Here is a 20,249-nt window from a genome sequence, read left to right as displayed (position 1 = left end):
TAATATAGCGCTACATAATAGTGATGGCGTAAACCATCACATTAAGCGACAATTCAGCTTCGGTTGCTTCGGCAGCCGGGATAAACAGAATAATAAATGAAATTCCTCTTTGACGGGCCAATAGAAATATTGGCCATTTTTTTATCCTTTTTTCAGCATTTCTGGCAGGTTACCTTCGCCGTAAAGGTGCAACGCGCCGACCGCAACCACATAGCGCCCGGCGGGCAGCTGTTGCAGAAACGCCTGCCACTGGCGGTTTCGCTGATGCATCAAAACGTCATACAGCGCATCGCCAAAGGTGTTCGGTAGCGCAATATTGCCCTGCTGCGGCGGCGTTTCCAGCCACCAGCCAATCATTATCTGCAGCAGCCGCGCGTTGGTGTGCCAGTGCTCCAGCGTGTCGTTCAGCAGCGGCAGCCCACCGTCAGGCAACCCCTTCAATAATTCTATCTGGCTTTGCGCGCCTTCAAGCTCGGTGACAGGCACGCCGTAGCGCTGTGCAGCTTCCAGCAGCTGATAGTCGATGCCGTAGTCAGGGCGAAGGCCAAGCCGCTGGGCCTGATGTGCCTGTAAAATCAGTGCCACCTGCCAGGCGGGCTGGTGCTCAATGCTGCTCAGTGAAATACCTAACTCGCTGCACAGGCTCAGCACCTGCTGGTAATCGTCTGGAGCCAGACGAGCCTCCAGGTCGATGTCCTCCACTATTTCGCTGAACGGCGAATCGCCAGAGCGGATATCTGCCTCGACGATCAGCGCATCTGCCGCGCGAAGTTTGTCCACCAGGCGAGAGGAAAGCGGAGCCATGTCCCGGGTACCCATATGAATGCTGCCCACGAGGTGCAAATGGCGCTTGCCGGGGAGCGTAATATCAAGGGCAGGCCAGGGATAACCAGAGGCTGTCAGGCTGGAAAGCAGTGCGCTAAGACGTTGGAACAAACCCATATCGCGATTCCCTGGCTAAAAAGCCATGCTAACGCCCTGGGCTGGAAGGGGGAAGGAAAAAGTCGGCCTTCCGCTCAAAAGGAGAAGGGAAGGCCGCAGAGAGGCTAGCCTTTCGGTTTAAAGCGCAGCAGGCGGTTGGCGTTGCTCACCACGGTGATGGAAGACAGCGCCATCGCGGCACCGGCAACCACCGGATTGAGTAGCGTGCCGGTCAGCGGGTAGAGCACGCCCGCGGCAATCGGAATGCCAAGCGAGTTGTACACGAAGGCTCCCATCAGGTTTTGCTTCATGTTCCGCAGCGTGGCTTTGGAAATGGCCAGCGCATCGGCAACGCCCACCAGGCTGTGGCGCATCAGCGTAATGGCGGCGGTTTCAATGGCTACGTCGCTGCCGCCACCCATCGCAATCCCTACCTCGGCCTGAGCCAGCGCCGGGGCATCGTTTATGCCGTCGCCGACCATCGCCACCTGGCGGCCCTGCTGCTGTAACTGCTTGATGGCGTTAGCTTTGCCGCCCGGCAGCACACCCGCAATCACTTCATCAATGCCGACTTCTTTGGCGATAGCGTTGGCGGTCACCGGGTTATCGCCGGTGAGCATGACCAGGCGGTAGCCGTTACGGTGCAGGCGCTGGAGCGCACTGACGCTGTCGCTGCGAAGCGGGTCGCGGATGGCTAACAGCGCCATGAGCTGGCCGTCTGCCGCCAGCAGCACCGGGGTTGCGCCCAGGCGAGCCTGAGCGTCAATGCTGTCGGCAAGCGGCTGAGTGTCCACGCCCTGCTCATCGAGCAATGCTTTGTTGCCCAGCAGCAGTTTGTGCCCGTCCACCTCACCGCTGACGCCCAGCCCGCGCAAAGTACGGAACGACGTCACTTCCGGCAGCGTTGAACTGCCTGCTTTTTCAATAATGGCGCGAGCAAGCGGGTGGCTTGAACCCTGCTCAAGCGCGGCTGCAAGGCGTATCGCTTGCACCTCGTCCACGCCGGCGCGGGTTTCCACGGCGACCACCTGTGGTTTGCCTTCGGTCAGCGTACCCGTTTTGTCAAAGACCACGGTATCCAGCGTGCTGGCGCGCTGCAGGGCATCGGCATCACGAACCAGAACGCCAAATTCGGCTGCACGGCCCACGCCTGAAATAATCGACATCGGCGTGGCAAGGCCCAGGGCGCAAGGGCAGGCGATAATCAGCACCGTGGTGGCAATGACCAGCGTGTAAACAATTTGCGGTGCAGGGCCGAAAAAGTACCAGATGGCGGCACTGATCAGCGCGATAGCGACGACGACCGGCACAAATACGGCGGAAATTTTATCGGCAAGCTGGCCGATTTCCGGCTTGCTGCTCTGCGCCTGGCGAACCATGCGGATAATGCGCGACAGCGTAGTGTGGCTGCCGGTGGCGGTGGCGGTGAACAGCACGCTGCCGTCCTGCACTACGGTCCCGGCGTGAATCCCGTCGCCGTTTGATTTTTGCATCGGCACCGGTTCACCGGTCAGCATCGCTTCGTCGAACCAGGCTTCGCCCTGGGTGATTTCCCCGTCAACGGGCACGCGGTCGCCGGTGGTCAGGCGCAGCGTCATTCCGGCGGTGACTTCCGCCAGCGGCAGCGTTTTTTCGCCTTCTTCCGTCACCACTCGCGCGGTCGGTGGCGTTAAGTCCAGCAGGCGTTCAAGCGCTTTAGAAGAACGCTGACGTGCACGCTGTTCCAGCATATGCCCAAGGTTTATCAGGCCGATGATCATCGCGCTGGCCTCGTAGTAGAGGTGGCGGGCTTCCATCGGGAAGTGCTGCGGCCAGATATTTACGGTAATTGAGTAGAGCCAGGCCGCGCCGGTACCGAGGGCGACGAGCGTGTCCATGGTAGCCGCGCGGTTCATCAGGCTGCGCCAGGCGCTACGGTAAAAATGACCGCCGGCAAAGACCATCACCGCAAGGGTAATAATCCCGATGGTCAGCCACAGGGAACGGTTGTTCTCGGTGACCATCATATTGTCGCCGATCATGCCCCAGACCATCACCGGGATCCCGACGGCAAGGGCGACAATCGCCTGCCAGCGGAAGCGTTTCATGGCGGCGTTTGCCGTTTCTTGCTGGCGCTCGCGGCGTTTCTGATCGTCTTCAATCGCTTCGGCACCGTAACCGGCACTTTCCACGGCTTTGACCAGCGATTCTGCGGAGGCGGTGCCCATCACCAGCGCACTACGCTCCGCAAGGTTAACCCGTGCCTGGCTGACGCCCGGTACATTTTGTAAGGCATTTTGCACCCGGGAGACGCAGCTGGCGCAGCTCATACCGCCGATCAGCAACTGCTGGCTGTCATCGTCGGTAGACGCTGCCGGAAGCGAAGGGGCGACCGCTGTCAGTGCTTCCGACGGAGTTGATGACTCTGCCAGCGGTTCAGCCTTTGGGTGGCTGGCGACTTCTGCGCCGTATCCCGCTTGTTGGACAGTTTCCACTAACGCTTCCGGCGTAGCGCTGCCGGTAACGCGGGCGTGGGTTTGGGTGACTTCAGCCTGCTCAACGTCTGCACGCTGCTCGAGGCTCTCTTTGACGCGTTTAACACAATGGCCGCAGGTCAGGCCATCCAGATTCAGATCCACAATGTGTGACATCGCAAGACTCCTGTATGATGGTGAGGTGAAATATTGACCGAAAGGATGATTCGGTTAACTATGAAAGAGGTTAAACCTTCCATCAAGGGGAAGGTCAAGGAGCAAAAATGAATATTAGCGATGTGGCGAAAAAAACCGGGCTAACCAGCAAGGCGATTCGTTTTTACGAAGAGAAAGGGCTGGTCACGCCGCCGTTTCGCGCCGACAACGGCTACCGCAGCTATACGCAAAAGCATCTCGATGAGCTGACGCTGCTGCGCCAGGCCCGTCAGGTCGGGTTTAATCTGGAAGAGTGCAAAGAGCTGGTGAGCCTGTTTAACGATCCGGCCCGGCACAGCGCGGACGTAAAAGCCCGAACTTTGCAGAAAGTCGCGGATATCGAGCGGCACATTATTGAGCTGCAGAATATGCGCCAGCATTTGCTCACGCTGGCGGAAGCCTGCCCGGGTGATGACAGCGCCGATTGCCCGATCATCGACAATCTTTCCGGCTGCTGCCATCGCCACGAGATTAACTAAACCGCTTTAATTTTGAGCGTTATGCCTTCCACGGCCAGCACCACAACTTCACAGCCCGCCGGGAGATCTTCATCGGCGGTGACTGGCCAACTGCTGTCGGCCACGCGAACATGTCCCCGGCCATTGACCAGTGCCGCTTCAAGACGGAAACGGCGGCCAACCAGTTGCTGCCCGCGCTGATTCAGCACTTCACCTGGAATTTGCTGCCTGCGGCTGGACAGCCAGCGCCACCAGATAAAGGCGGCGACCAGCGTCAGCAGGGCAAAGCAGACGCCCTGCGTTTCCCAGCCAAGCGGCAGCAGCCAGACCAGCAGGCCGGTGATTACCGCCGCCACGCCGCTCCACAGCAGATAGCCGCTGGCGCCGAGCATCTCCGCCGCCAGCAGCAGTCCGCCAAGCGCAAGCCAGAAGACGTGTGGGTGCGCGAGAATGCTGTCGATCATTTTTTACGCTCTGTGCCGCTCTGGGCAATAAGTTCGCTGATTCCGGCGATGGAGCCCATCAGGCTGGAGGCATCCAGCGGCATCAGCACCACTTTGCTGTTATTGGCCGACCCGATTTGCTGCAGCGCGTCGGTGTATTTCTGGGCCACGAAGTAGTTCACCGCCTGAATATCCCCTTTGGCGATAGCCTCGGACACCATTTGCGTGGCGCGAGCTTCTGCTTCAGCACTACGCTCGCGGGCCTCCGCCTCAAGGAAAGCCGACTGACGCTCACCCTCAGCTTTCAGGATCTTCGACTGCTTTTCACCTTCGGCTTTGACAATTTCCGCCTGGCGGATCCCTTCGGCCTCAAGAATATAGGCGCGCTTGGTACGCTCGGCTTTCATCTGGGCGTTCATCGCATCAATCAGCTCAGCCGGTGGGCGCACGTCACGGATTTCGATACGGGTGATTTTAATGCCCCACGGGTTGGTGGCTTCGTCGACGATGTGCAGCAGGCGAGTGTTGATGTTGTCGCGCTGGGACAGCATCTCATCCAGCTCCATCGAGCCGAGCACGGTACGGATGTTGGTCATCGTCAGGTTGATGATCGCCAGCTCAAGATTGCTGACTTCATAGGCGGCGCGCGGGGCGTCAACCACCTGAATAAAGCACACGGCGTCAATGGCGACGTTGGCGTTGTCTTTGGAAATGACTTCCTGAGAAGGGATGTCGAGCACCTGTTCCATCATGTTGATTTTGCGGCCTACGCGATCCATAAACGGCACCACAAGATTCAGGCCTGGCATCAGGGTTTTGGTGTAGCGGCCAAAGCGTTCGACGGTCCATTGGAAGCCCTGGGGCACGATTTTTACCCCGGCAGCCACAATCACCAGCGCCACGAGAATTAATACGGGGATCACGATAAGCATTAAAAAACCTCCTGTTTGTTTTGCATTCAGTCTAACTGCTTAATTTGAAACATTCAGCAACATCCCTGTACCCGAGAAGAATTAATTGCTGTTTTTATTTTTATTATGCCTAAATGGAATGATTTTCATGGAGTAAGTTCATTTCACGCATGGTGTCAGCAGGCGTAGTATCGAATGCTTCGGCAGCTCGCGCTATCGGGCGGGCGGTATTTGGCAAGAACACTTATCCCGGTGAGGAAGCAATGGGAACAATAATAGCTGAGCAGCATCAGGCGAATAACAACCGCTGGCAGAAAATTGTGGAAGAATTAATTTCACCCATGGCGATTGATATTGACGGCAACGGCCCGGCAGATATTCGGGTGAACAATCCAGACTTCTTCAAGCGAATATTACAGGAAGGTTCTCTTGGCCTGGGTGAAAGTTATATGGATGGCTGGTGGGACTGCGACCGGCTGGACATTTTATTTACCCATATTTTGCGCCACGGCCTGGACAGCAAAATGCCGAAGCATTTCTCCGACCTGCTGCGTATTGCCGGGGCCAGAGTCTTTAATTTGCAGTCTCGCAAACGCGCCTGGATAGTCGGCAAAGAACATTACGATATTGGCAACGATCTGTTTGCCGCGATGCTTGATCCGTATATGCAATATTCCTGCGGCTACTGGAAAGACGCGGAAAATCTGGCAGAGGCGCAGCGTAACAAGCTGCGGATGATCTGCGAAAAACTGCAGCTCAAAGCGGGCATGAAGCTGCTGGATATCGGCTGCGGCTGGGGCGGACTGGGGCAGTATGCGGCGCAGGAATATGGCGTCTCCGTCGTCGGCGTGACTATTTCGGCGGAACAGCAAAAAATGGCCCAGGATCGCTGCCGGGGCCTGGACGTCGAGATCCTGCTGCAGGATTATCGAGACCTCAACAGCAAATTTGATCGCATTGTTTCCGTGGGCATGTTCGAACACGTCGGGCCAAAAAACTACAATACCTATTTTGAAGTTGCAGCCCGCAATTTAAAACCTGATGGCCTGTTCCTGCTGCATACCATTGGGTCGAATGAAACGGATTTAAACGTCGATCCGTGGATCAACAAATACATCTTCCCTAACGGCTGTTTGCCCTCGGTGCGCCACATTGCCAGCGCCAGTGAAAAACATTTTATTATGGAGGACTGGCACAATATCGGGGCCGATTACGACAGAACGCTGATGGCCTGGTACGATAATTTCCTCCGCTGCTGGCCTAATATCTCGCGTAATTATGACGAGCGCTTCAAGAGGATGTTTAGCTATTATTTGAACGCCTGTGCGGGCGCATTTCGCGCGAGGAATATTCAGCTTTGGCAGGTATTGCTGAGCCCTAATGGGGTGGAAGGCGGGATCCGCGTTTACCGATAAACAAAAGGCCGGAATATCCGGCCTTTTTTCGTTCTCTCTGCTTAATACATCAACGCATAAATCTGACGGCGGTATTTGGACGCCAGCGCGTCGCCGGTGCCCAGCGCGGCCAGAATCTCCATCATCATTTTGCGTGCCTGGCCGTCGGCGGCACCCAGGTCTTTTTTCAGGTGAGTGTAAAGCAGCTCCAGCGCTTCTTCGTTCCGGCCAACCTGATGCAGCTGCAGCGCGAGCTGTCTGGCGAGCTGGGCGTTGTCCGGCTCGTTTTGAACCTGCTGCTGCAGCTGCTGAATTTCCGGCGTGTCGGCGGCCTGTTTCAGCAGTTCAATCTGGGAAACCAGCGCCTGATAGCGGGTGTCCTGGTCCTGCAGAGGCACGGTTTTCAGCACCGCTTCTGCGTCTTCGCTGCGGTTCAGGGCAATCTGCACTTCCGCCAGCAGCAGGCCAATTTCGCTGTTCTGGCCGGACAGCTGCCACGCATCTTTCAGCAGCGGCAGGGCTTCGGCGTGCTTGCCTTCCTGCATCAGCTCTACGGCCTGCTGGGCTTTCAGCTCTTCTTCACGCGGCAGCACTTTGTCGAGCAGGGCGCGAATCGCTTCTTCCGGCTGCGGGCCCTGGAAGCCGTCCACCGGCTGGCCGTTCTGGAACAGATAGACGGTAGGAATGGAGCGCAGGCCAAACTGCGAAGCCACCATTTGCTCGGCGTCGCAGTCAACTTTAGCGAGAATAAACTGGCCGCTGTATTGGGCCGCGAGCTTGTCCAGGATCGGCGTTAACTGCTCGCAATGCTGGCTGCGGGCAGACCAGAAATAAAACAGCACCGGCTTAGCCATGGACTGTTCCAGCGTCTGATGCAGGTTCGCTTCGGTAATGTTAATAATGTTTTCTGCGGACATGGGCGATTCTCTGTTAAGCATTTGTTTTTTTACATGGGGGCTGAGGCCGGGACTTCAACTCAGCTCCGTAAAATTTTGTCCATTACGCACGCTGGCAGCAGGCGGCGGAGCACGGTAATCACGTGAGTTACCACGGTCACCGGGTAGCGCAGCTTCGGCCTTGGGCTTTCAAAAGCATGGCGTACTTTCGCTACCACCGCCTCCGGGCCGAGGGTAAACCGTGCGGCAATCCCCGGATTCTCTACCGGTTTGTCGCTTTGGGTTTGATTGACATTATCGGTAAAGCGGGTGCGGATCGGCCCCGGCTCAATCAGGCTGACTTTAATCCCGCTGTGGCGAAGCTCCATGCGCAGCGCGTCGGACCACGCTTCAAGTGCATATTTACTGGCGGCGTAGGCCCCGCGACCCGGCGTGGAAATCAGCCCCATCACCGAGCTGGTCATCACGATGCGGCCTTCCTGATGAGGCTGCATGGCCGGCAGCAGCAGCATGGTGAGCTGATGCGTGCCGAAGAAGTTGGTGGAAAATTGTTGCTCAAGCTGTTCGCGGGAAATGGCGTTCAGCGGGCCATACACACCGTAGCCACCGTTATTAAACAGTCCGTACAGGCGGTTGCCGGTGATGGCAATCACTTCGGCGGCGGCGCGTTGGACGCTTTCCGCATCGTCAAGATCGAGCTCAATGCCGGTGAACCCAAGCTGATTCATGCGCTCTACATCGGCTGGTTTGCGGCAGGCGGCGAGAATGTTATAGCCAAGCTTCTGTAGCTCCTGCGCGCTGGCTAAGCCAATCCCGCTGGAGCAGCCTGTAATTAAAACGGATTTTTGCATAACTTTACCCGAAGGGCGCCCCGATTATTTATCAGTCGTGTTTAACTATCTCGTTGTATCCGACGCGGCTGTGCCGGTTATTTAGAGAGTAGCGGAGTCAGCCGCGTCGCCATCCAGTCGGCGATAAACGGCTGAGCATCCCGATTAGGGTGAATGCCGTCATCCTGCATCCATTGCGGTTTCAGATATACCTCCTCCATAAAGAACGGGAGCAGGGGAATATCAAACGCTTTGGCAAGCTGCGGATAAATAGCGCTAAACGCCTCATTATAGCGGCGTCCGTAGTTGGCGGGCAGGCGAATTTGCATCAGCATCGGCTGCGCACCGGCAGCCTTCACGTCGGTGATAACCTGGTTGAGGGTTTTTTCTACCGCCTGAGGCTGGAACCCACGCAGGCCGTCGTTGCCGCCAAGCTCCACTAAAACCCAGCGGGGCTGGTGCTGTTTTAACAGCGCCGGCAGGCGAGCCAGGCCCTGCGCCGCGGTATCGCCGCTGATGCTCGCATTCACGACTTTTGTACCCTGCGGCTGCCATTTGGCATCCAGCAGGGCGGGCCAGGCGCTGGTGGCCGCCATACGGTAACCGGCGCTCAGGCTATCGCCTAAAATCAATAGCGTGTCCGCCGCGGCGGCGCGGAAAGTCATCAAAGCCAGAAACAGGAAGGGCAAATGCCAGCGGAAAACATTGTTGAAGTTCATCATCTTAGTAAGTCCGTGGGTCAGGGTGAACACGAGCTTTCCATCCTTACCGGAGTTGAGCTGGTTGTCAAACCGGCCGAAACCATCGCCCTGATTGGCGAGTCAGGATCGGGCAAGTCCACGCTGTTGGCGATTCTGGCCGGGCTTGATGACGGCACGGACGGCGAAGTCAACCTTTGCGGGCAGCCGCTGCACAGCATGGATGAAGAGGCCCGGGCGGTGCTACGCGCGAAAAACGTTGGCTTTGTGTTTCAGTCCTTTATGCTGGTGCCCACCCTTAATGCTCTGGAAAACGTGGAACTTCCTTCGCTGCTGCGCGGCGAAAACAGTTCGGCCAGCCGGGCGCAGGCTAAAGCGCTGCTGGAACAGCTGGGCTTAGGCAAACGCCTCGATCACCTGCCAGCTCAGCTATCTGGCGGGGAGCAGCAGCGCGTGGCGCTGGCTCGCGCGTTTAACGGCAAGCCGGGCGTGCTGTTTGCCGATGAGCCCACCGGCAACCTCGACAGGCAAACCGGCGACCGCATTGCCGACCTGCTGTTTTCCCTCAACCGTGATTTCGCCACCACGCTGATCCTCGTCACCCACGACGAACAGCTGGCGGCACGCTGCGACCGCCGCCTGCGGCTGCGCGAAGGCAAACTGTGGGAGGAAGCATGATAGCCCGCTGGTTCTGGCGCGAGTGGCGCTCTCCCTCGCTGCTGATTGTCTGGCTGGCGCTTAGTCTGGCGGTGGCCTGCGTGCTGGCGCTGGGCAGCATCAGCGACAGAATGGAAAAAGGGCTCAGCCAGCAAAGCCGCGAATACATGGCGGGCGACCGGACGTTGCGCAGCGCCCGCGCCGTACCGGACGAGTGGCTGACTCAGGCGCAAAGCGACGGCTTAAAGGTCGGCAAACAGCTGAGCTTCGCCACCATGACCTTTGCCGGGGACACGCCGCAGCTTGCCGATGTGAAAGCGGTCGACGGCGTGTATCCGATGTACGGGGAACTGGAAACCAGCCCGCCGGGCCTGAAGCCTGAGCCAGGCACCGCACTGCTTGCCCCGCGCCTGCTGGCTTTGCTTAACCTGAAAGTGGGCGACAACATTGACGTGGGCGACGCCACGCTGCGTATTGTCGGGCAGGTGATTCAGGAGCCGGACGCCGGATTTAACCCGTTCCAGATTGCGCCGCGCCTGATGATGAACCTGGCCGACGTCGAGAAAACCGGGGCGGTGCAGCCCGGCAGCCGTATTAGCTGGCGCTACAAGTTTGGTGGTAACCCGCAGCAGCTGCTGCAGTATGAAAACTACCTGCTGCCTAAGCTCAAGCCGGAGCAGCGCTGGATCGGCATGGAGCAGGACGAAGGCGCGCTGGGCAAATCCCTGGAGCGTTCGCAGCAGTTCCTGCTGCTTTCTGCGCTGCTGACGCTGCTGCTGGCCGTGGCGGCGATTGCCGTGGCGATGAGCCATTACTGCCGCAGCCGTTACGACCTGGTAGCAATCCTGAAAACGTTGGGGGCGGGCAGGGCGGCGCTCCGGAAGCTGATTATCGGCCAGTGGCTGATGGTGCTGGTGCTCTCGGCTATTGCCGGAGGCGCCGTCGGCTTGCTGTTCGAAGCCGCGCTGATGCAACTATTGAAGCCGGTGCTGCCTGCCGCGCTGCCGCCAGCGAGCCTGTGGCCGTGGGTGTGGGCTATCGGCGCGATGGTCACAATCTCCGTGCTGGTGGGGCTGCGCCCGTACCGGCTGCTATTGGCCACTCAGCCATTGCGTGTGCTGCGCCGTGACGCCGTGGCCAACGTCTGGCCGTTAAAAATTTATTTGCCGGTCATCAGCGTAGTGGTGGTGCTGCTGCTGGCGTTGCTAATGGGCGGCAGTTCGCTGCTGTGGGCGGTGCTGGCGGGCACGCTGGTGCTGGCGGCGCTGTGCGGCCTCGTTGGCTGGGGCGTCCTGAAGCTGCTGAAAAAGCTGACGCTGAAAAACCTGGCCCTGCGCCTGGCGGTTAACCGCCTGCTGCGCCAGCCGTGGGCGACGCTCAGCCAGCTGGCGGCGTTCTCGCTGTCGTTTATGCTGCTGGCATTGCTTTTAGTGCTGCGGGGGGATTTGCTGGACAGATGGCAGCAGCAGCTGCCGCCGGAAAGCCCGAACTACTTCCTGGTGAACATTGCGCCGGAGCAGGTTCAGCCGGTGAAAACCTTCCTTGCTGACCATCAGGTGATCCCGGAGTCGTTCTATCCCATTGTACGGGCGCGCATGACGGCGATTAACGGCCAGCCCACCGAGGGCAACCCGGATGAGGCGTTGAACCGCGAGCTGAATCTGACCTGGCAGAGCCAGAAGCCGGATCATAACCCTATCCTGGCGGGAAGCTGGCCGCCGAAGGCCGGGGAAGTGTCGATGGACGACGGCGTGGCGAAACGCCTGAACATTAAACTCGGCGACAGCGTGACCTTTGTGGGGGATACCCAGGACTTCACCGCGAAGGTGACTAGCCTGCGCAAAGTGGACTGGGAAAGCCTGCGGCCAAACTTCTACTTTATCTTCCCGCCGGGCGCGCTGGACGGGCAGCCGCAGAGCTGGCTCACCAGCTTCCGCTGGGAGGGGAATAACGGCCTGCTGACCCAGCTTAACCGCGAATTCCCGACCGTCAGCCTGCTGGATATCGGGGCTATCCTGAAACAAATCGGCCAGGTGCTGGAGCAGGTCAGCCGCGCGCTTGAGGTGATGGTGGTGCTGGTGACTGCCTGCGGTCTGCTGCTGTTGCTGGCTCAGGTACAGGTGGGGATGCGCCAGCGTCATCAGGAGCTGGTGGTTTACCGTACGCTGGGCGCGGGTAAAAAGCTGCTCAGAACCACGCTGTGGTGCGAGTTTGCCGTGCTGGGGCTGGTGTCCGGTCTGGTAGCGGCCATCGGCGCGGAAACGGCGCTGGGCGTACTGCAAACGCGCGTGTTCGACTTCCCGTGGGAGCCAGATTTGCGTCTGTGGATCGTGCTGCCGGTCACCGGGGCGGTATTGCTGTCGCTTTGCGGCGGCTGGCTGGGCGTTCGTTTGCTGAAAGGGAAGGCGCTGTTCCGCCAGTTTGTTATCTGAGGAGGCCGGGCAGGGATGCCCGCCTACCGCTATAAACTTTGTTATATTTCGCTATTTATTGCGTTAGAACATATTTTCTGCATTTATTGGTGTTTTTTTAATATCTATTAAGAAAAGACTGATGGATAACCGCACGAATTAATAAAAATCCCTCAGAAATCGGACTTAATAAGCGTTAATATGCCCCCGCTTATAATAAATACGTTTACCAGGGATCCACATGAAAGCAAATTTGCGCGCTTTACCATTACTGATTGGGGCCGGCCTGCTTGCAGGTATGGCATCTTTCGCTGCTAACGCAGAAATCACTGTCCTGAAGCAAGATCCGCAGGCCGGTAACCCGCTCAGCCGCCTCAATTTCACCGTGGGCGGCAGTATTCGTCCACAGTTTAATATGATGTCCGGCGACGGCGATAAAGGCTCTTACAAACGTAATGGCTTTGATGGCGGCACCCGTTTCCGCTTCGCGGCCGATTATTATCTGTTCGATGATATTAGCTGGATCAGCTATTACGAGCTGGGCGTGAATATTCCGGCGGTCTTCGAGTGGGACAACCACTATGCAGAAGGCGCGAACAATACCACTCGCCGTATGCTGTACACCGGTCTGAAAAGCAAAACCTGGGGTCAGCTGACCTACGGCCAGCAAAACAGCATCTACTATGATGTGGTTGGCGCGAAAACCGATATCTGGGACTACGACATGATCGGTCAGGCTCCAGGTAACGGCATGAACGGCGACTACGACGGTTCTTACCGTTCCCGCAACATGCTGAAGTACAAAAACACCTTCGGCGATGCGGACGTGTACGCTTCTTACCTGTTTGAAGATCACGACATCCGTGCCACCAACGGCATGCGCTACAAGCGTAAAGGCGGCGGCTCTCTGGGCGTGGATTACCACATCACCAAAGACCTGACCTGGGGTACCGCATGGAACTACACCCGTGCCGACATGCGTAACCCGACCGACGGCGACAGCAAGTCTTACAACCAGAACATCTACGGTACGGCGCTGAGCTGGAAACCGGACAACTGGACGTTTAGCTTCGGCGGCGGCTGGTACCAGAACTTCCTGACCACCAAGCTGAAAGACGTGAACAACTACTTCTCCGGCGACGCGTGGGGCATCGAGTACTTCGCGGGTTACACCATCCCGGTTGGCCAGTACGCGGTGAAATCCGTACAGCCATACTTCATGGGTGACCGTCTGCAGTACGTGACCGGCCGCAGCTACCAGCGTATCGACAACGGTGTGGGCGTGAGCTTCAAGCTGGATTACGGCTTCCAGGTGGACTACGAGCACGTCTTCACCTCCAGCACCGACAACCTGGGCGACATGAACCTGGTTCGTCTGCGCTACGATTTCTAATCGTGCCTCTGGCGGGTGGCAGCCTTGCTGCCCGCCTCATTCAGCGTTTCCTGCCTTATTTTTTATCTATTCAGAAACGGGTAAGCATGTTCGGGCCCTGAAGGCTTTGCGCCACTCTGTGGGCGTGGTTTTAAAACGCAGCCTGAAGTGATGCCGGAGTGTTTCCGCTGAGCCGAATCCAGACTGCTCTGCCACCTGGTCAATGCTGATTTTCTCGCTTTCCAGCAGCGCACAAGCCTTTTCCAGCCGGAGGCTGAGCATCCACTCGCCCGGCGTGGTGCCGGTGGCATCTTTGAACCGGCGGATGAAGGTGCGGCGGCTCATGCCCGCTTGCCTGGCTAACTGCTCAATCACCAGGGGCGCATTGAGATGGTGGCGCAAGTCGTCCAGCAACGGCGCCAGACTTTTGGTGCTGCGTTTAGGTACGGGCTGTTGGACCCACTGTGCCTGGCTGCCTTCCCGTAACGGGGGCGTAATCATGCGCCGCGCAGTCCGGTTGGCGATTTCAATCCCGTAATCACGACGAATAAGATGCAGGCAGAGATCGACCCCCGCGGCACCGCCTGCGGAGGTGATCAGGCTGCCCTCATCGACGTAGATCATGCTGTGCTCCACCTGTACCGCAGGGAACCTGTTCGCGAGGATCTCGGTGCTGTTCCAGTGGGCGGTGGCTCGCTTGCCGTCCAGTAATCCTGTTTCGCAGAGAATAAAACTGCCGGCGCAAATCGACACTATGCGGGAACCGTTTTGATGGGCGCATTGTAAGGCGGCAATCAGCGGCTCCGGGGCCGGTTCAAAAACATTTCGCCAGCCGGGGATGACAATGGTTCCTGCGTCTTCCAGCAGCTCCAGCCCGCCATCCACCACTAAACGCACGCCGCCCTGAGCGTCAAAAACGCCGTTCTCTAACGACGCGACGCGCAAGTCATAGAGAGGCTGGCCGAGCACTTCGTCCACGCGGCCAAAAGCTTCGACGGCAATCCCAAACTCAAAAGTGCAGAGACACTGATAGGCCAGCACAACCAGCCGTCGATTTTTCGGTCTAAAAGTGCGGTCTTGATCTGGAGAGATGCCTGGCATGGTTGTCCTGTCTCTAAAAATGGCACGATCTTGACGATATCTGACCTGAGCGTCGATTTCTACTCCACCCCGAATCTTTCATGCTGGCACCTTCTTAACGTTTGGCAGGAAATCAGTATGAAAAATCTCTTAGCGTTGATGGCGGTCTGCTTAGCCGCGTTGATGTCGGGCCTGGAAATATCCAGCGTCCCGGTTATCCTGCCGGTGCTGGAAAAGCAGATGCAGGCCAATTTCCGTGAACTGCAATGGATCATGAATGCTTACACACTCTCCTGCACCGCGGTGCTGATGGCCACGGGGACGCTGGCGGATAAATATGGCCGCAAGCGTATTTTTATTATCAGCATTATTGGGTTTGGCCTGACGTCGATCCTCTGTGGCCTGTCCCGGACGCCGGAATGGCTTATTGTGGGGCGCTTTTTGCAGGGACTAAGCGGCGGGGCGATGTTAACCAGCCTGATTGCCATCCTGTCGGTTCAGTTTCCGGCAGGAAAAGCGCGCAGCCGGGCGTTTTCCGCCTGGGGGATCACATTTGGTTTTGGACTGGGCTTTGGCCCCGTCATCGGCGGCGTGCTGGAGGCGTGGTTTAGCTGGCAATGGGTATTTCTGATCCACGGCGTTATTGCGCTGCTCACCCTGGCCCTGACGCTGAAAAATGTCGTCGAGTCGCGGGAAAATACCACGAAACCGCTGGATGTCGCTGGCCTGATGACGTTGAGCGTGGGCGTGGTGGGGGCGACGTGGCTCATCACCCAGGGCGGGAGCATCGGCTGGACCAGCCGTGAAGCCGAGTTCATCTTGCTGGGCACGTTTATCAGCCTGGCGCTGTTCGTCATTATTGAGTTACGCCACCCGCATCCTATGTTTGATTTCTCCGTCTTTCGGATCAGGCCTTTCTCCGGGGCGCTAATGGGATCTGTGGGGATGAATTTCAGCTTCTGGCCGCTGATGATTTATCTGCCGGTTTATTACCAGATTGGGAAGAGTTACAGCATTATGGAGACCGGCATGGCGCTGCTGGCCTACACCTTGCCCACGCTATTAATGCCGCCGGTCGGTGAAAAACTCGTGCTGCGCTTTGGGGCCGCACGCATCATCCCGCTGGGGCTGCTTGCTATCGGCCTGGGATTTGTGCTGATGAGGCTGGGCGTTATCTATCACGTCAGTTTACTGCCCGGCGCAATACTTTCGGGCATGGCGCTGGGGTTAATCAATACCCCGGTCACCAACACCACCACCGGCTCCGTGGGTGCTAACCGCGTGGGCATGGCTTCCGGGATTGATATCAGTTCGCGCTTAATTACCCTTGCCATAAATATTGCGTTAATGGGGAGCCTGCTGGTGGCGGGGATAGCCGAAAGCTTACAGAGCCATATCGACAGCGTGAGCGAAAGGTATGCCCTGGCAGAACAAATAGCCGGCGGCACCAGAGCCATGCTCAGCAGCGACATGATTATTCAGGCGCTGAGTAATGGTTTTTCCGGCGTGCTGGCCTACGGCGCTGTGGGCGTGGGCTGTTTGTCGCTGGCGAGTTATTTGCTGTTCAATGTCAAAACAAACGTTAAGCGCAAAAGGGCGGAATCCTGCGCGGATTAAGCTCATCTCAATGCAAAGCGGGTTTTCCGCTTTGCTTGGTTGTTATTCGCAAAAGCCCTGTTCATGCCCGCCGCGCCTTCTCCTGCGAGCAAGATGAAATATTTTCAATTAACCCTGTTAACGGAATGTGCCATCTTATTCTGTCCAGTTGGATCAACAACTTAGTAAGCGGCCCGTGAAAGAGGCTCGCCTCAGGACACCACACATCATTCTGTAAGGGAGAATACCCATGGGAAATCATTTCGGCTGGCGCGTGGCGACCGGCGCTTTACTTCTGGCCAGCGGCCTGCAGTTTGCTCAGGCCAACAGCGACCCGCACACCATCGTCTTCGGCGTAGCGCCGGGGCCATACGGCGATATGGTCAAACAGGCCATCGCCCCGTCGTTAAAAGAGAAAGGCTATAAAGTCGTGGTGCGTGAGTTCAGCGACTACGTGCAGCCCAACATGGCGCTGGCCAACGGCAGCATCGACGCCAACCTGTTCCAGCACTCGCTGTACTTCGACAAATTCACCGCCGACAAAAACCTCAAGCTGGCGAAGCTGATTACCGTACCAACCGCCGGGATGGGCATTTATTCCCATAAAGTCAAAAGCCTGGACGAGCTGAAGCAGGGCGACATTGTCACCCTGTCTAACGACCCGACCAACCTCGCCCGTGGGCTGCGCTTCCTGCAGTCCATGGAGCTTATCACCATCAAAGAGAACATTGACCCGACCAAAGCCTCCGAGCGCGATATCGCCACCAACCCGAAAGGCCTGGTGTTTAAATCGCTGGAAGCCGCACAGCTGCCGCGCACGCTGGACAGCGCCAGCGCCGCGCTGGTCAACGGTAACTTTGCTATTGCCGCCGGGCTAAAACTCTCTTCCGCACTCAAACAGGAACACCTGGACGAGAACCTCAAAAACATCATCGCGGTGCGTGCCGAAGATGCGGATAAACCGTTCGCCAAAGACATCGTGGAGACCGTGAAATCCCCGGCCTACGAAAAAGCGATCGACGATCCGCAGAATATTTTCAACGCCTTCCAGAAACCGGACTGGATGGTTGCCGCCGATAAAAAGTCATAGAGCAAAGCGGGCAGGCGGGATGCCTGCCTTTTGTCGCTAATTTGAGGTTGTCATGATTGAGATTGAAAAGGTCTGCGTGGACTTCCCCACGGGCCGGAGCCAGACCAGTCGGGCGGTGAACGATGTTTCACTGCACATTGGCGCGGGGGAGATTTTTGGCATTGTCGGCACCAGCGGAGCCGGGAAAAGTACCTTATTACGTACTCTGAACGCGCTCCAGCGCCCGAGTGAAGGCCGCGTAAAAATCGCTGGAACTGAGGTAACTTCGCTGCAGGGGGCCGAGCTGCGCAAAGCGCGTCAGCGTATCGGCATGATTTTCCAGCACTTCAATTTGATGCACACCCGGACGGTCAGGCAGAACGTGGCGTTCAGCCTCAAAGCCGCAGGCTGGGAACGCAGTAAAATCGGCCCACGCGTGGCCGAAATTCTTGAGCTGGTGGGCCTGGCCGACAAAGCGAACCGCTACCCGGTGCAGCTGAGCGGCGGGCAGAAACAGCGCGTGGGCATTGCGCGCGCCATCGCTAACCACCCGGATGTTTTGCTCTGTGACGAACCGACTTCCGCGCTGGATCTGGAAACGTCGGCCACCATTCTGGCGCTGCTGAAGAAGATCAACCAGCAACTGGGGATCACTATCGTGCTGATCACCCACGAGATGAACGTGATCAAAACGATTTGCGACCGCGTGGCGGTGATGTCCGGCGGGGAAGTGGTGGAGTCCGGCGAGGTGTTCGACATCTTCGCGCATCCGCAGCATGAATTTACCCGCCAATTGGTGTCCCACACGCTGAACCTGACGTTGCCGGTGCGCCTGCTGGACAACATGCGCGGCGCGCTGCTGAAAATCATGTTTGTCGGCGACTCGGCCGAACAGCCGGTGCTCTCCTTCGCGGCGGTGAAATACGGCGTGGCGGTGAACATTCTGCACGGCAAAATTGAGTACATCAGCGACCGCGCGCTGGGCATTCTGGTGGTGGCGATCACCGCGCCCGGCAACCCGGCGGCGGTAGGGGATGCCATCGACCATATTCGGAAACATACGGCCTGTGTGGAGGTGCTGAATGGATGATTTAGTCGCGGACCTGACGATTGCCTTTGGCGAAACCTTCCAGATGCTGGGCATTTCCACGCTGCTGGCGATCATCGGCGGCCTGCCGCTGGGCTTTTTGATCTTCGTGACCGACCGCAATCTGTTCTGGCAGAACCGTTCGCTGAACATCATCAGCTCGGTTCTGGTGAACATCGTGCGCTCGGTGCCGTTCGTCATTCTGCTGGTGCTGTTGTTGCCGCTGACGCAGTTCCTGCTCGGCAACACCATCGGGCCGATTGCGGCTTCCGTGCCGCTGTCGGTGGCGGCAATTGCGTTTTATGCCCGCCTGGTAGACGGCGCGCTGCGGGAAGTGGACAAAGGCATTATTGAGGCCGCAGAAGCCTTTGGTGCCAGCCCGATGCGCATCATCTGCACCGTGCTGCTGCCGGAAGCCAGCGCCGGTTTGCTGCGCGGCTTAACCATAACCCTGGTCAGCCTGATCGGTTACTCGGCGATGGCGGGGATTGTCGGCGGCGGCGGCGTGGGTGACCTCGCGATCCGCTTCGGCTATTACCGCTACGAAACCCAGGTCATGGTGGTCACGGTTGTGGCGCTGATCGTGCTGGTGCAAATCGTGCAAATGTTTGGCGACTTTCTCGCCAAACGCGCGGACAAGCGCGACAGGCATTAACCTTCTTTCTGGCCGGGCGTTCGTTCGGCCAATATGATTTTTAGCTGCTTGTGAGGCCCATTTCCCGGCGGTTTTCTGCCTGATAAACCCCCAAACTGCAATTCCCCAAGGCGTTTCATCATTCCTGCGAGCCGCCTCGAATTTTTCCATTCTGCCTGATTTTTAATCTATATGACTGTGCAGCCATCCCGTATGATCGGAGCGTTGAGCAAAAGATAAACCCGGTCAAAGCCGGAAAAAGAAGCGCCCCCGAATAATGGAGATTTTTATATGGATATGCGTAATTTCCAACAATGTAGAGGGATGACGAAATCACCATCATGGACTTTTCTTGATGTCTTTCGCTGGAAGATACTTCCCGAAAAATTCGGCGGCGGCAGATCTTATGCCCGAGATTTTAAAGATGCATGGGTCAAAAAAAATCGTACTCTTATCAGAGCTGCAGCGTTTCGCTATAAACTTCCGCCAGAATTGCTCGCGGGTGTTTGCTGGATAGAGGTAGGCGGTGACCCAAATATCATAGATCGTTTTGCTTTTGAGGTTCGAGCCATAGACTGGAGCGGGCCTGCGTATACCGATCGTTATTTCACAATAACCTCCCTTCCGGCTAAAACCTCGTTTGGATTTGTCAGTATGCAGTTGCGTACTGCCGCTCAAACTATGGGGCTGGATGCTGACACAATGAGCACATCAGAGCTTCGCTCCCTGTCTCAGTGCCTTGAAAAAGACACCTATAATATCAATCTTGCTGCTATGCATTTACGCCAACTTGCCGACTATGACAGGTTACCTTCGCGGCTTAGTATTAATGATGTGAAAATTATTGGGGCGAGATATAACCGTGGTACGAGTCCGAGTCTGGAAAATATAAAAAAAGATACGCGATATGGTGATTTTATTGTCAAGCATTGGCCGCACTTTAACAGACTGGTTTTGCAGTAGGGGGCAGAATGAGAGTGTTTACTAGGGTTGTACTTGTTCTGTTTTATCTATTGTGTATGGTTGCGATGTATTTATCTATGATTGATAAATATGATGTCATATATGATATGGATTCGGCATTTCCCAGGGGGTCATTAGGTAATGGCAGCAATAATAGTGT

General features: G+C 57.1%; 18 protein-coding genes. 10 read left to right on the top strand and 8 right to left on the bottom strand.

Translation table 11 applies throughout. The features are described 5' to 3' along the window. Positions 1-141 precede the first annotated feature (141 nt). The gene (locus AAIE02_RS12380; protein WP_498532607.1) at positions 142-942 is read right to left on the bottom strand and encodes a TraB/GumN family protein; all 801 of its coding nucleotides are present in this window, start codon (positions 940-942) and stop codon (positions 142-144) included. Between the two features lie 104 nt (positions 943-1,046). Then, positions 1,047-3,551 (bottom strand): copper-exporting P-type ATPase CopA, encoded by a 2,505-nt coding sequence (gene copA, locus AAIE02_RS12375; RefSeq protein ID WP_498532606.1) that lies wholly within the window; start codon positions 3,549-3,551, stop codon positions 1,047-1,049. Between the two features lie 107 nt (positions 3,552-3,658). On the opposite strand from copA, the gene cueR reads away from it, so the two are divergent. Further along, the gene (cueR, locus tag AAIE02_RS12370) at positions 3,659-4,069 is read left to right on the top strand and encodes a Cu(I)-responsive transcriptional regulator (protein ID WP_008460239.1); all 411 of its coding nucleotides are present in this window, start codon (positions 3,659-3,661) and stop codon (positions 4,067-4,069) included. Here the strand turns inward: cueR and AAIE02_RS12365 are convergent. Both AAIE02_RS12365 and AAIE02_RS12360 read right to left on the bottom strand, forming a co-directional pair. After that, the gene (locus AAIE02_RS12365) at positions 4,066-4,512 is read right to left on the bottom strand and encodes an NfeD family protein (RefSeq protein WP_498532605.1); all 447 of its coding nucleotides are present in this window, start codon (positions 4,510-4,512) and stop codon (positions 4,066-4,068) included. The two genes, cueR and AAIE02_RS12365, sit on opposite strands and share 4 nt — an antisense overlap. After that, positions 4,509-5,423 carry an SPFH domain-containing protein gene (locus AAIE02_RS12360; RefSeq protein WP_008460237.1) on the bottom strand — a complete coding sequence of 305 codons (915 nt, stop codon included), beginning with the start codon at positions 5,421-5,423 and terminating at the stop codon, positions 4,509-4,511. Before AAIE02_RS12360 ends, AAIE02_RS12365 begins: the two co-directional genes overlap by 4 nt. A 242-nt stretch (positions 5,424-5,665) precedes the next feature. Between AAIE02_RS12360 and cfa the strand changes: the two genes are divergently transcribed. After that, a complete protein-coding gene (gene cfa / locus AAIE02_RS12355) occupies positions 5,666-6,817 on the top strand; it encodes a cyclopropane fatty acyl phospholipid synthase (RefSeq protein WP_498532604.1) in 1,152 nt (383 codons plus the stop codon). 41 nt (positions 6,818-6,858) lie between these two features. Here the strand turns inward: cfa and AAIE02_RS12350 are convergent, their stop codons facing one another. The 3 genes from AAIE02_RS12350 to tesA form a co-directional block, all read right to left on the bottom strand. Then, positions 6,859-7,713: a co-chaperone YbbN gene (locus AAIE02_RS12350; protein WP_498532603.1), complete on the bottom strand. Its 855-nt coding sequence runs from the start codon at positions 7,711-7,713 to the stop codon at positions 6,859-6,861. 59 nt (positions 7,714-7,772) lie between these two features. Continuing rightward, the gene (locus AAIE02_RS12345; protein ID WP_008460234.1) at positions 7,773-8,543 is read right to left on the bottom strand and encodes an SDR family oxidoreductase; all 771 of its coding nucleotides are present in this window, start codon (positions 8,541-8,543) and stop codon (positions 7,773-7,775) included. Between the two features lie 77 nt (positions 8,544-8,620). Further along, positions 8,621-9,244: a multifunctional acyl-CoA thioesterase I/protease I/lysophospholipase L1 gene (tesA, locus tag AAIE02_RS12340; RefSeq protein WP_008460232.1), complete on the bottom strand. Its 624-nt coding sequence runs from the start codon at positions 9,242-9,244 to the stop codon at positions 8,621-8,623. On the opposite strand from tesA, the gene ybbA reads away from it, so the two are divergent. The 3 genes from ybbA to AAIE02_RS12325 all read left to right on the top strand — a co-directional run bounded on the left by ybbA (position 9,212) and on the right by AAIE02_RS12325 (position 13,681). Then, entirely contained in the window at positions 9,212-9,898 is a 687-nt protein-coding gene (gene ybbA, locus AAIE02_RS12335; protein ID WP_498532602.1) for a putative ABC transporter ATP-binding protein YbbA, read from the top strand. The two genes, tesA and ybbA, sit on opposite strands and share 33 nt — an antisense overlap. Then, entirely contained in the window at positions 9,895-12,309 is a 2,415-nt protein-coding gene (gene ybbP / locus AAIE02_RS12330) for a putative ABC transporter permease subunit YbbP (protein WP_498532601.1), read from the top strand. Before ybbA ends, ybbP begins: the two co-directional genes overlap by 4 nt. Before the next feature lie 220 nt (positions 12,310-12,529). Continuing rightward, positions 12,530-13,681, top strand: a complete 1,152-nt coding sequence (locus AAIE02_RS12325) for a porin (protein WP_008460227.1) — start codon at positions 12,530-12,532, stop codon at positions 13,679-13,681. Between the two features lie 66 nt (positions 13,682-13,747). Here AAIE02_RS12325 and AAIE02_RS12320 read toward each other — a convergent pair whose 3' ends face one another. Further along, the gene (locus AAIE02_RS12320) at positions 13,748-14,761 is read right to left on the bottom strand and encodes a helix-turn-helix domain-containing protein (RefSeq protein ID WP_498532600.1); all 1,014 of its coding nucleotides are present in this window, start codon (positions 14,759-14,761) and stop codon (positions 13,748-13,750) included. A 117-nt stretch (positions 14,762-14,878) separates the two neighbouring features. Between AAIE02_RS12320 and AAIE02_RS12315 the strand changes: the two genes are divergently transcribed. From AAIE02_RS12315 to AAIE02_RS12295, 5 genes are all read left to right on the top strand, one after another. Beyond that, a complete protein-coding gene (locus AAIE02_RS12315) occupies positions 14,879-16,357 on the top strand; it encodes an MFS transporter (protein WP_498532599.1) in 1,479 nt (492 codons plus the stop codon). A gap of 229 nt (positions 16,358-16,586) precedes the next feature. After that, positions 16,587-17,426, top strand: a complete 840-nt coding sequence (locus tag AAIE02_RS12310) for a MetQ/NlpA family ABC transporter substrate-binding protein (RefSeq protein ID WP_498532598.1) — start codon at positions 16,587-16,589, stop codon at positions 17,424-17,426. 52 nt (positions 17,427-17,478) lie between these two features. Then, a complete protein-coding gene (gene sfbB, locus AAIE02_RS12305; RefSeq protein WP_008460219.1) occupies positions 17,479-18,495 on the top strand; it encodes a virulence-associated ABC transporter ATP-binding protein SfbB in 1,017 nt (338 codons plus the stop codon). Then, positions 18,488-19,147, top strand: coding sequence for an ABC transporter permease subunit (locus AAIE02_RS12300; RefSeq protein WP_166990654.1), 660 nt, complete (start codon positions 18,488-18,490; stop codon positions 19,145-19,147). Before sfbB ends, AAIE02_RS12300 begins: the two co-directional genes overlap by 8 nt. A gap of 270 nt (positions 19,148-19,417) precedes the next feature. Continuing rightward, entirely contained in the window at positions 19,418-20,089 is a 672-nt protein-coding gene (locus AAIE02_RS12295; protein ID WP_498532597.1) for a hypothetical protein, read from the top strand. Positions 20,090-20,249 lie beyond the last annotated feature (160 nt).

The sequence above is a fragment of the Cedecea sp. Ae19-4 genome, from assembly GCF_059801165.1.
The sequence above is the reverse complement of the archived record's forward strand: the minus strand, read 5'-3'. Positions and strand labels throughout refer to the sequence as shown.